Origin of the sequence: Blautia sp. SC05B48 (assembly GCF_005848555.1) — a bacterium.
GTDB lineage: Bacteria > Bacillota > Clostridia > Lachnospirales > Lachnospiraceae > Blautia_A.
Genome location: NZ_CP040518.1, coordinates 2,891,010 through 2,903,135, shown reverse-complemented (window position 1 = coordinate 2,903,135; position 12,126 = coordinate 2,891,010). Strand labels below are relative to the sequence as shown.

At 39.6% G+C, this 12,126-nt stretch carries 15 protein-coding genes; all 15 read right to left on the bottom strand.

From position 1 onward, the window contains the following. Positions 1-120 precede the first annotated feature (120 nt). On the bottom strand, positions 121-285 hold the full coding sequence (locus EYS05_RS17390; RefSeq protein ID WP_155512691.1) for a hypothetical protein: 165 nt from the start codon (positions 283-285) through the stop codon (positions 121-123). A 167-nt stretch (positions 286-452) separates the two neighbouring features. Further along, positions 453-2,150 carry a MobA/MobL family protein gene (locus EYS05_RS13470; RefSeq protein WP_070102272.1) on the bottom strand — a complete coding sequence of 566 codons (1,698 nt, stop codon included), beginning with the start codon at positions 2,148-2,150 and terminating at the stop codon, positions 453-455. Positions 2,151-2,433: 283 nt separating this feature from the next. Beyond that, a complete protein-coding gene (locus EYS05_RS13465; RefSeq protein ID WP_070102271.1) occupies positions 2,434-2,841 on the bottom strand; it encodes a hypothetical protein in 408 nt (135 codons plus the stop codon). A gap of 186 nt (positions 2,842-3,027) precedes the next feature. Beyond that, positions 3,028-3,318: a hypothetical protein gene (locus tag EYS05_RS13460; protein WP_055056596.1), complete on the bottom strand. Its 291-nt coding sequence runs from the start codon at positions 3,316-3,318 to the stop codon at positions 3,028-3,030. Next, the gene (locus tag EYS05_RS13455) at positions 3,299-3,547 is read right to left on the bottom strand and encodes a hypothetical protein (RefSeq protein WP_055056595.1); all 249 of its coding nucleotides are present in this window, start codon (positions 3,545-3,547) and stop codon (positions 3,299-3,301) included. The genes EYS05_RS13460 and EYS05_RS13455 overlap by 20 nt, the downstream gene beginning before the upstream one ends. A gap of 75 nt (positions 3,548-3,622) precedes the next feature. Next, positions 3,623-4,579 carry a hypothetical protein gene (locus EYS05_RS13450; protein ID WP_055056594.1) on the bottom strand — a complete coding sequence of 319 codons (957 nt, stop codon included), beginning with the start codon at positions 4,577-4,579 and terminating at the stop codon, positions 3,623-3,625. 219 nt (positions 4,580-4,798) lie between these two features. Continuing rightward, positions 4,799-5,140 carry a type II toxin-antitoxin system RelE/ParE family toxin gene (locus EYS05_RS13445; RefSeq protein ID WP_055056593.1) on the bottom strand — a complete coding sequence of 114 codons (342 nt, stop codon included), beginning with the start codon at positions 5,138-5,140 and terminating at the stop codon, positions 4,799-4,801. A 9-nt stretch (positions 5,141-5,149) separates the two neighbouring features. After that, positions 5,150-5,308 (bottom strand): hypothetical protein, encoded by a 159-nt coding sequence (locus EYS05_RS17385; RefSeq protein WP_154108127.1) that lies wholly within the window; start codon positions 5,306-5,308, stop codon positions 5,150-5,152. Positions 5,309-5,419: 111 nt separating this feature from the next. Beyond that, positions 5,420-5,833 (bottom strand): winged helix-turn-helix domain-containing protein, encoded by a 414-nt coding sequence (locus EYS05_RS13440; protein WP_179979061.1) that lies wholly within the window; start codon positions 5,831-5,833, stop codon positions 5,420-5,422. Between the two features lie 68 nt (positions 5,834-5,901). Then, the gene (locus tag EYS05_RS13435; RefSeq protein ID WP_055056639.1) at positions 5,902-6,537 is read right to left on the bottom strand and encodes an ABC transporter ATP-binding protein; all 636 of its coding nucleotides are present in this window, start codon (positions 6,535-6,537) and stop codon (positions 5,902-5,904) included. A gap of 45 nt (positions 6,538-6,582) precedes the next feature. Beyond that, entirely contained in the window at positions 6,583-8,022 is a 1,440-nt protein-coding gene (locus tag EYS05_RS13430) for an ABC transporter permease (RefSeq protein WP_055056592.1), read from the bottom strand. Between the two features lies 1 nt (position 8,023). Continuing rightward, positions 8,024-9,238: an FtsX-like permease family protein gene (locus EYS05_RS13425; protein WP_055056591.1), complete on the bottom strand. Its 1,215-nt coding sequence runs from the start codon at positions 9,236-9,238 to the stop codon at positions 8,024-8,026. Further along, positions 9,235-9,795, bottom strand: a complete 561-nt coding sequence (locus tag EYS05_RS13420; RefSeq protein WP_055056590.1) for a hypothetical protein — start codon at positions 9,793-9,795, stop codon at positions 9,235-9,237. The genes EYS05_RS13425 and EYS05_RS13420 overlap by 4 nt, the downstream gene beginning before the upstream one ends. A 114-nt stretch (positions 9,796-9,909) precedes the next feature. After that, a complete protein-coding gene (locus tag EYS05_RS13415) occupies positions 9,910-11,331 on the bottom strand; it encodes a HAMP domain-containing sensor histidine kinase (RefSeq protein WP_138277351.1) in 1,422 nt (473 codons plus the stop codon). Beyond that, positions 11,315-11,992, bottom strand: coding sequence for a response regulator transcription factor (locus EYS05_RS13410; RefSeq protein WP_055056588.1), 678 nt, complete (start codon positions 11,990-11,992; stop codon positions 11,315-11,317). The genes EYS05_RS13415 and EYS05_RS13410 overlap by 17 nt, the downstream gene beginning before the upstream one ends. Between the last annotated feature and the right edge of the window lie 134 nt (positions 11,993-12,126).

Genomic DNA, 12,126 nt, shown 5'->3' with positions numbered 1-12,126 from the left:
ATTGACCTCCTGTGGTTTCTTCAATATCCAGTGACAGAAATACGCTGTCTTTATTATAGCGATTCCTGCCACCTCCTGCAACTGCTGATTTTATTTTTCCGGTGAAATCTGCATCTTTTCTCATCCCACCTTTTTCTGATTTTCCAGCTTCTCCTTTACATTCTGTTTCGCCGCTTCTTCACTAACGGCAGTCAGTACCTTTTCCATGCTCTCCTTGCCGGAATAAACATGTTCCACCACATAGCGGATCGGTTCTCTCCGGCGGTTCCCTGCTTTTCTCTGCATAAAATCCCTCCATAAATACCAATGCTGGCAGAGGATTATCCCTGCCAGCACACCAAATGTCAAACTATTGTTTCTGTTTTTCGTAGTCCTGCAATCTTTACTCATTGCAATCTCCTTTCTGCCTGCCGGGGGACATCCCGGCAGATTTTCCTTAACGATGTATAAATCTAAAGTCCCATTTCCTGACGTTTCTTCTTTTGCTCCTGCCCCCTGTCCATCTTTTCATGCTGTCGGCTCTGGGACTGGTCTTTGTTCTTCTGCTCCCGCTCATCTATCTTCCGGTTATGACGAAGCAACTCCACATAGGCAAGATTGACGGTACTCCTGCCGTAACGTCTGGACTGTTTCTCGTATTCCTGTGTCAGCTCTTTGATCTGTGCTTCCCACTTTTTCGGTGTGAATTTTTCTCCTTCCCGAAGAAGTTCATAGACCGGAATACGGAGTTCTTTCGCCGTTTCCAGTTCTTTCTTATGCTGGCTGTGATAAACTGCCTGTGCGATTCCTTTCTTCTGCAGATATTCATTACGGATGGGAATGTATGGAGCATAGGCGGCATAAGCCTCTGACAGTTCCTTTAACCGCCGGATTTCCCTTCCATCTCTGTTGCAGATTTCCTCTGCTTCTTTCTTGGAAGCTTCTTGCTGTACTGCAAAGGTTTCCAGTGCTTCAAAGCTGTCAATGCCTTTTTCTTCCACGAACCTCCGCACGTTTTCAATATCCATCAGTGCTGCACGATTACTTACCTTTTTTAAATTCGGTGCCTGTATCAGCGGCAGATGAAGCCTTCCAAATGCTGCAAGAATACATTCCAGCATTTCCAGAACCTCATTTTTCATCGCTGCAAATACGCTGACTTCCTTTGTACCGGAAGTTTCTTTCTGTATCGAACCAACTGCCGTCTGTTCTGCTTCACCTTCCTGTGCCGCAGGGATGTCTCCTGCCATTTTTCCTGCTTTCTTTTCTGCGGCATTCTTTGCAGCTTCCGCAGCTTTTTCCTGTTCCCATTTCTCCAAATTTTTCACACTGTTCCATGCAATATCATAGAACATCCTTGCCCTTTGCAGCGTCTGGTTATGCTCCATGATTGCCCGGTTCGCATCCCCTTTTTCGGTACGGATGCCTTTCCTCTCCAATGCACTGGCAATCGGACCTAAGTGCCTGGTCGGCTCCTGCTCCAGTCCCAGCTCTTTAAAAGAACGGTGTTCCCAGTACTCCGGCAGTCCGATCCGGTCATTCACCACATTGATGGTGTCCGTCAAATCCTTTCTCCATTTCCGGGAATTACCTTTTTCATTCCAGTCATTCACATCTACCGCCCTGCTCTTAAATCCCCGTCCGGACTTATTGCGGATTTTATTGCCGTCTTTATCAAGGATATATTCCTTTCTCTGCTTGGCTCCCCACTTCCCGTTTTCTTCCACCGGGCGCAGGGTGAGCATAAGATGGAAATGCAGGTTATGGATGCCATTTTGATTAACAGAATCATGGATTGCCCAGTCCGCACACATCCCTTTGGAAACAAAATTCCGCTGCACATAATCCCGCACCGTTTCTTCTGCCAGCTCATAGCTCCAGTCATTTGGAAGTGCTGCTTTCAGTGTCCGGCAAAGCTGGGCATTTTTCTGTTTCTCATTCAGCTCCACAGAGTTCCACAGCACTGCCCTGTCCAGCCATTCCTCCGGTGCATATTCCGGGAGATTGATTTCACAATGCACCAAATCTTCATGGTATTTCGGGCGATACGTTTTCCCGTCATACTCGCTGACAAGAACACTCCTGCTGATGTAAGAAGCTGCATCTACCGCCGACTGCCCTTTGCTCCGCTTTACAATGCTGAACCTTGTGCTGGCATATTTCGTGCGCATACTCACAAAGTTCCTCCCTTACCGTAAAATAGAGGGCAGCAAGAAAAGCCTTTGCAGATGGACGAAAGCCGGGTGTGTTTTCCGGGTTACGGGCAGATGCAAAGGATACAAGGGGGTAGGAAGCGCAGCGGACGGAGGGGAAAGGTTATTTCCCCTCTTGACTGGTGCAAGGCAGGCAACGCCCACCGCAGGTGCCCTCGGAGAGCGCACAAGACCATACGGAGTGTGGTCTATCTGTGCGCACCCCATAACTGGGGTGAACCCATACTCCCGGAGATACTGCTTACACTCCCTGCGAAAAACTGCCACCCGCAAAATCTTTTGAATTGGCGTATCCGCCGCTGTTTTCTTTTGTCTTCGTTTCATCGGCGTGACCGCCGTTTCTGTCTTTTTCATCTTCCATCTCATCCGCATTTTTCTCCATCCTTTTTACGTTTTCCACCGCCTGCCTGCACTCTGCCGAAGCAAGAGCCGCTGACAAGATCACATTCAGTTCTTTTTCTTCATACTGATAACATTCCGGGAAATACTTTGCAACAATGCCGCCCATCAGATATTTATGATGGTTCTGTGCTTTCCTGCGTTTCTCATTCTCCTTTTTGCGCTCTGCCTCATATCTTGCCTTTGCCTGTTCCAGATTTTTCAGTGCCTTATCCATTGCAGCACTGGTTTCATTCCTGTTTTTTATCATGTGTTTATACTCCTTTTCTCATTTTTCTGTTTGATTTTTTATTTTATGGCATAAAAAAACAGCCTGAACCTTTTCCATGTCCATAGCCGCTCTCCTGCCATTTGGTTTTCTATTTTTCTTAATTTCCGTATTTTCACGGACAGCTTTCTTCCTGACACAGAGCTGTCACCTCTGTGTGCGGTTCTTTCATAAATTTCCCGCATTTTTATGGCGGTTCATTTCCTGCATCCTCTGCCTTGCCCATTGGCTGTGCTCCTCGTTTACCTTTCTCGGTTTCCGAAGATTGATGAGGTGTTTTTCACAGGAATAGGTTTTACTCACTTCGGTCTGCTCTACCACCTGGTAATGCTCCGGATAAGCTGCAGCCAGTGCATCCAGTTTTCGCATCATCTGCGGGCTGGCTGTATAAATACTGGCTTCCTGTTCATCATTATTAAAATTGATAATCGTTTCCTGCTCATACTTTGTCAGTTTCATCTGCTTTTTTCTCCTTTCCGGCTCCCGCCTGTTTTGCTTTATTTGTATGCTGTTCCATCCACAAAGCCAGCTTCTGCTTTGTGACAAGTTTCCGCCCTCCCACCTGCAAGGTTGGAAAATCCGGACGGTTTAATAGCTGATACGCTCCTGCCTTTGAAATAGAAAGGGCCGATGCCAGCAGTTTTGCATCCAGCACGTCCGGCAGCGTTTCAAATAATTCTTTCCCCACAAAAATCACCCCCTGTCCGGAAATGGGTAAAAGAAAGCAGCTATCGTAAGGATAGCCGCCGATGGGATGGATGGATTAGAATGTTTCCAGATATTTTTGATATTCTTCCGAGATAAAATCCTCATAACAGTCTGCAATATGGCGGATTCTTTTCAGCACCGCACCGTGTGTCTTATAGCCTACAGCTTCCGCAATCTCCTGTAACCTATGCCCCTTCATTTTCATTTCCAGAATCTTTTTATCACGTTCGGAAAGCCCTGCAGCAAACTCCGCAATCTGAAGCTCTGACAACACCGAATTTTCAAACGCACTCCTTGTATCCGGAATATCAAAGTCTATGCTATTTTCTTCTGCATCCTCTGCAAGCTGCTCTATGGATACCGCCTTTTTCCTGGAACGGCTGTGTTCCCACGAACGCATGAAGTCCAGTTTTACCTGACTTCCCCTTTTATCGAAGTCCTCAATGGTTCGGTTGTTCCAGATTTCATCGATCATAGGCTGCCAGTTCTGTTCCTGTATAATTTCCGGCACGAGGGTACCGATCAGGTTGCCAAACTGCTGATAAGTAAGCCACGGAAGTTCCGTTCCCTCCGGCACGTTGTAAAGCTGCTGGAAAGAAAATCCGCTGACCTCAAATTTGTCACGCAGGAGCGGAAGCATAGAGTAAGAGAGCCGCCACAACGGAAAGTCCCCGGAATACTGCGCCGCACTGCCGGGTATCTCCCGGTAGCCGCCTTTTTGATATGGAACTTCAAAATACTGCCATGCGCTCCATGCCACACAATCCCATACCAGTTCCAGAAATGTATCATTGTTTATCATACTGTCATATTTATCCGTCCGCAGCACCTCATAAGGGCAGCGTGGGAAGTTCAGATAAACAGGACGTTTGCTGACAAACTCCTGCGGCAGACTATAAAATAATGTCAGCCATGCTTTGCCGCTGTTCTTTGGAATTTTTATCACCTGTCCCTGCTTCATTTCAATGATTTCTCCATTGTCATTCTGCTTCTGTTCTTTTACATCTTTCATCCAAAATCACCCCCCTACTGATACATGGCAGAAGTCCCATTAAAATGTTCCAATATTTTTGAATATTTTTGAAAAAGTTTTTTCTCTTTTAAATTTCACAATCTGTCCGTTATTTTCTAATATTTTTCTTCTGCTGTCCATCTGTTTTCAGCGGACATAAAAACAGGCGGTACCCAATCTGTTTGAATACTGCCTGTCACTATAATCTTTTTGTATATCCTATGCGTTTTCCCGCAGCCACCGATTGATGATATACTGCCAGTCCATTCCATCCTGCATGACACGCAGAACTGTAACTGTTTTCACTGCTTCATCCACAGTATAAAACAGCAGATAGGATTCACACGGTTTCATGTAAATATCATAACCACGATACCGGAAGCCTGTTGTATTATACCCGGTCGGAAGTGTATCAAGTGCAAGAACCGCTTTTTTAATCTTTTTGGAAAAGTTTTCTGCATATTCCCGGTACTTAAATTGCTGAAGGATATATTTCTTTTTTTCTTTCACATCCAGCTTGCCGCTCTGGGCAATGACAACTTTGTATTTTTTGTTTTCCATCCGTACCCCTTATACTGCATCAATTTCTGCCCATGCTTCTTCCACTGTCTGCACTCTGCCATTTTCCATATCGTCAATGGCTTCATCCAGCTTTGACAGAAGGACATCCATTGCATCGTTGATCGTATAAGTTGTTTCACGGGATTTCGTTGCCTGTGCCAATGCCATAACCATCACCCTTTCTTAAAATAGCACTCATGTTTCTGTCTTTATCATACCACGAACCATCAGAAATATCTATCATTTTTTGACAGTCACACAACACTGGATCTGATTTAATTATTCACACATTTTTTCATTAAACTTATAACCAACTCCCCACACAGTCTGAATATAGACCGGATGACTCGGATCATCCTCTATTTTTTCCCGAATATGGCTGATATGGCTCATCACAATGTTGTAATCACCGGAATACGGTTCCTGCCAGACCATATCATAAATCTGTTCTTTACTGAATACCCTGCCGGGATTTTGAGCGAGAAGCTGGAGGATTTCAAACTCTGTATAAGTCAAGGCAATTTTATCATTATTCCGCATAACCTCTCGTCGCTCTAAGTCAAGCATTATTCCCTTGTGTTGTAAGTTCGATTTTAGATTCATTTTTTGAAATATAAATTTTTCTCTACCAGCATCCAAAATGGAAATAACAGATTCTATTAAATTTTCTTCATCTCCATCAAAAGATAGCAATAAAATTTTTCCTATACAGCTCACCTCATATTATTTCATGCTATAAAACACTATAACTTTACATTCACTTAAACCAAATGATACAATTTCCCCTCATGGATTTTAAGTACCACATCTGCAGCATCAGCTATTTTTTTGCTATGTGTTACGACAATTACACTTTTTCCCATTTCATGCGCACTTTTCATCAATATCTTAATAATTTCGTCTGCAATTTCTTCATCCAGATTTCCTGTAGGTTCATCTGCAAGCAATACCTTCGCAGGACTTGCTAATGCTCTTGCAATAGCCACTCGCTGCTGCTGTCCTCCTGATAACTGTAAGACCTGCCGTTTCCAGTCTTCCCTCGGTATTCCAACCGCTTCCAAAATTTTCTCTATGTCTTTCTTTCCACCCAGCATCACATTTTCTTCTGGAGTCAAATAATCTATCAGATTATAATTCTGAAAAACCAATGACATATTTTTCTTTCGATAGTTGTGTAGTCCTTTTTTTCTTATATTTACCCCTTCATAATAAATTCCCCCATCCGTCGGAGAATCCAAACCTGCCAAAAGCGATAAAAAAGTTGTCTTACCGGAACCACTTGGTCCCAAAATGGCATACATTTTTCCTATCTCAAAGCCATATGATATATCATCTAAAACTTTTTTGCCTTTATTCGCCTTATAGTAATAGACAACATTCTTTGCCTCAAGAACAATGTTTCCTGCATTTTTACTCATTTCTATAACCTCCTACCCCGTTATTCAGCTCATTTCACTTAATATCTGCTTCGGCCTTTTCTTCATTATCGTGATTCCTGCTACTAATACTGCAATAATCAAAATACCTGATATCATCCCAATATCCATCAGAACCATTTCTTTCGTTATATGAACCTCCACATCTTGTATTTTTAAATCCGGTGCAATATATCCATCTATATAGGTACCAGTATTTTCCTGTTCCTGCTGTTCTAACCTTAAGGTCTGCGTTTCTTTCGCTAAATATGAAGCTGAAGTCTCTGCAATAATTGGGGAAATTGCAAAGGATAACAACATCCCTATAATACTTATCATTACTGCTTCCCATAAAAACTGTACCCATATTTCAAATTTGCACTTTCCAAGTGACATCATAATTCCTATTTCTTGCGTACGATTTTTTATCCAAAACAGAAAAACTAAAACTAAAATCACAAGACCTGACACTGAAACTATTAGTAATAATCCCATACTCATCTGATCCATCTGCCCAAAATTTTCTGTCATATTTTTAATATTTCCATTATTATCAATTAAGTCATATCGTGACCAATCTATATTCGCTTTCTGTACAGACTTTTTAACTTGATCGTACTTCCCTGCATTTTGGACTTTGAATATAGCATACTGATAGAAAGGATTTCCTTCATTTCCGGATGGTTTTTCCGGGAAACTCATATCCGTAAATATTGTATTTTCTGGACGATAAGAATCCCCATACATAATAGATTTTCGTTCTTGCTTTGTTTCATAAATTCCGATAATCTCGGCACTGTATATTGTGGAATGTTCTTTGTCATGGTAATCATTAAACTTTAATAAGTTCCCAGTTTTTAAATGGTTTAGTTCTGCCAATTCTTTCGAGATGACACAAACATCCCTGTCATCTTTTTCAATCATTCTTCCTTCAATCAGTGAAATCTTACCTGCAGATACGTCCATATCCATTTCCATTATGCGATTACCTCGTAGGTTGACACCGCCTACATCCGTACTTTGATCCATATCTGAATCTTCTATTCTCGAAAAATTGACCGGATTCACAACAGTTGCTATTGTTATCAAATTATATTCCTCAATCCCCTCCACCTGAGCTATTTTTTTTACATCATCTTCCTTAACCGTCTCAAATGAGTTATCTGTAACTACCATATCCGCCCCATTTTCTAACCATTTATGAGTAACTCCTCCATAACTGCCCTCCCGATCACCCAGTACATCCATTGCCTGATCTAATCGCTTTCTCCTATTCTCCTCATTTCCTTCTATGCGAAAGGTAGCCCCTATTGCCTGTCTTGTAGCGTCTTGTGTATAAATACTTGCTGAACGGCTTGCCATAGCACCTAAAAATAGGCCACTCATAACAATTACAATAAACAATAGAATAATACTTTTTATCGGTTTTCTTAACACTGAACGTACTCCTCTTTGTAAAACATTCATGTTATCCCTCCATTTCTGCTAAAATTTTTTTTGGCTTTGTACATAATATTGGAAAAAGTGAAATAGAAATAGAAAGCAATAAAATTATTGTTCCTGATAATATGAGATAACATATATCTTTATTTTGTGCATATATTTGCATAGATGTAAAAGCCCCAATACTTTTCCAATCTAAAAACTTTTCCAATACTATCAGCATCTTATCTCCAGTATAAAGAGCTATTATTGTAGAAAATCCAAATACTGAAAAGCATTCCAAAATAATCTGCATAAACAAATCTACTTTTGTTTTTCCAAGACTCACATAAATTGCTATTTCTTTCTTTCTGGCTCTCATCCACATAGACAAAAGCAATGTTATTACAAGTACAGACGATACAACCGATAATCCCAACATCATTTTTACAACCCTAACAACTTGTAAGAGCGGAATTTCCATTTTCTGAAACAGGTTATCTGCTTTCATCACTCTATAGTTTTTCAAAATGCGTGTTACTTCTAGCTGTGTTCTGCTCAACTGCTCTGGATTATCTACATATACGATTAAGTTTTCATATCCGCACGTTTCTTGTAAATGACATACGAACTCGGGTTTTCCATAAATTGTATTTTCAATTCTGTTTACTGCTAATGGTTCCTTCCCTTGCTTTTCTTCTATACCCGAAATATAGATTCCTGATATGCTTGCCTGTGATTGTTCACCTGAATGAGATTTGAAACAAACAGTTTCCCCTATTTCCCATTGATTTACTTCTGCAAGAAACTGATTTACTACTATTTCACCTTCTTTGCGAGGATATTTTCCTTTCGTCAGATGAATTTGCCCGTCAGCAAATGGGCCATCATCTTCAAGGCTATCGTAGGCCATTATGCGCAATTTTTGGTTGTCTGCATCAACACTCTCACTTTTCGTTATAATTTTAAAATCCATTGGATATAACTGCACTTCTGCTACTCGATTTACCGCCTTCACATTTTCCAGTTTCTCAAGTTTTTTGTATTCATCATCCGTAAACAATTCCTCCGCTTTTTCCCGTTCGATCAACAATTTCGCTTTTGATTTCCCTAATAGTTCAATTCTTGCTACTTCGGATGCCCGTAATATAGTGACAGTAGATAAAATCATTGTTTCGGTAATAAGCAATACCCAAAACAAGATAATCGCTTTTCCTTTTTTCCTGAAAAGGTAGCGGAATGCTCTTTCTGCAAAATTCATTCCCATTCTCCTTCCTTTTCAAATCGGTCAATAATTACCCTTTTAGCCAAAAACGTACCATCCTCCTGGTAATCCCCATACAGATAGAGCATTGACTGCTTTTTCACTTCTTCTTTCCGGCAATCCTCAAGCGTAATACCCGTCATCGTTGAATGAGAAATCTGAAAATAGGTATTTTCTCCATATACTATTTTCACCTGATTCATTTCTTCAACAACCGCTCCCGGAGCAGGAACCATTTCTGCATCATCCGTCTGCGTCCCTATGCTGATATTACATCCTGTGTCTGAAAATTCCAAAACAGCTCCACGCAAATCTGCATTTGCCAACACTTCTGAATCGTCCGCTGAGTTCTCTTTGTCATCAGCATTACTACTTGACTCGTTCTCGTAACCGCCTTCTTTTTTCTCTTGATCATTCAGTATATCAGATACATTCTCGGTAGTTGTCTGATTATCCCCTGTTACTTTTGAATCAAAATTTTTATTGCTGCACCCAACAACTGATACGGTTCCTATACAACCCAAACATAATACTATACATATTTTTTTCTTCATTTATAAAAAATCCTCCATTACATATTTTTTCTTTATATTATAAAAATTGAATGTATGATTTTCCCGTTTTTTTTATGTATTTTATATGTATAAAAAGGCTGTTGTGATTTTCCGTCACAACAGCCTTCTGGTTGGTTCATAACATCTTATTTCCACTTTTATGCCTTTTTCTGTATTTTCAATACAATAAGGAAACTGATGCTGTTCTAAAATCATTTTTGTAATATATAATCCCAAGCCGCTTCCACCAGTTCTTTTATTTCTGGATTTATCAATACGATAAAATGCATCACATAATTTTGGAATTTCTTTCTCATCAATAGATTCCGTTTCATTTTCAATCCAAAAAATTATTTCTTCACCTCTTTTATACACTCCAACCCATATATTTCCATCCTCATTCGTATATTTAATTGCATTTCCTACCACATTACTTATGACCTTCGTGAAAAGAGCTTCATCTGCCCGTATCCAAGTTGATTCTTCTATTCGTATATGAAACTGTAATCCCCTATCAATAGCCATATCTTCCTGTTCCTTAATCACATTCTCAACAAGTTGGTGAAGTGGTATATCTATCAATTTCAACTCAAATCCCGATGTTCTAATTTTTGAAACATACAGAATTTCCTGCACCATATTCTCCATGGAATTAGCTACTTCAAAAGAACGTTTTAAATATCTATCTCGGTCTTTATATCCCCCTACTTCTAATAACATTCCCTGAATTTGTCCTTTTAGAATTGTAATCGGAGTTTTTAATTCATGCGAAACAGCTGAAAAAAAAGCCATTTGTTGTTGTTCCAGTTGCTGCTCAAGTTTGATGCTTTTCTCTAAATCAGTATTTTTTTCTTTCAATTCATCCAAAGCACTCTCTAATTTTTCCGAAAGTTCGTTCAGATTTTCTCCCAAAATTCCAATCTCGTCCCTCCGGTCTTCTGTATATCGAACTCGAAAATCAAGATTTGCCATTTTTTTTGAAACTTCACTCACCTTTAAAATTGAACGCGTAATATATTTTGTGTATAAAGCAGCAATAGCTAATGCTGCCAAAAAAGTCATAGCCCCCAACATAGGTAAAATTCTTTTTAATGATTCCAGTCCAATATTTACTTTCTCCTTGTTTCCAAACACTTGAATCCAATATGTTTTTCCATTCGTTAACTTACAGGAATAAGATTCCGTTATCCCACTGCCTAACAGAATATCTTCTACATCTGTTCCAGGAGCCAGTGAATATTCCATATCTCCATATATACCAAGTACCTTTTCGTCACTATCTTTTAAGACAATAGAAATCCCATGCTCCAATGCAAACATTTTTAATATTCCATCTATTTCCTGCACTGAAGTATTCGATAATTGAAGTACCATTTTTTCCGTCTGATTACTCAAACTTCTATCCAACTCTAAAAAATAGCTCCGTGACATCCCCAATGCAACCATTCCATAAATCGCACTACCAACAGTAATCAATAAGCATACTGTAATTATAAATATTTTTGTAGACAAATGTTCTCTAATTAGCTTTATCAATTCGATACCCCACCCCTCTTACCGTTTTTATATAATCCCCTGCTTTTCCCAATTTTCTCCGCAAATTTTTGATATGATTGTCAACTGCACGTTCTTCACCTTCAAATTCATATTTCCATAGACGATTTAAAAAGCTCTCTCTTGTTATCACGCATCCCTGATTTTCAATCAATTCTTTCAAAATTTCATATTCTTTCTGTGTCAAATCAATTAACTTTTTCCCTATTTTCACTTGATAATTTCCTACAATCAATATTATCTCTCTGTATTTTAACTCGTGATCTTTTGTTATATCTACTCCTTCATATCTACGCAGAACAGCTTCTATTTTTTTTATCATAATTGGAAGAGAAATCGGCTTGGGGATATAGTCATCTATTTGCATTTCAAATCCCTTTATCTGGTCTTCTTCTCTTCCCAATGCACTTATCATAATGATTGGTACTTCCGATTCTTTTCGTATTAGTTCACAAACTGCATACCCATCCATTTTAGGAAGTAAAATATCGAGCAGTATCAAGTCAATTTGTTCTTTCAGAAAAACCGCAATACCATCTATTCCATCAGATGCCGTAATCACTTCATACCCTTGATCCTCTAAAAAAAACTGTATCAGCTCTTGAATATCCAAATCATCTTCTATAATTAAAATTTTTTTCATTCTTAGCTACCTCTTATTTTCCGTTTTTTTTATTTTATCAGTTTTTCTTGTAGTTTTTGTGTATTTCGTTTTTTTAGTATCAACTTTTTTCAAATTACTATCTTAAACAAACACTTACTTTTACATTATCATTT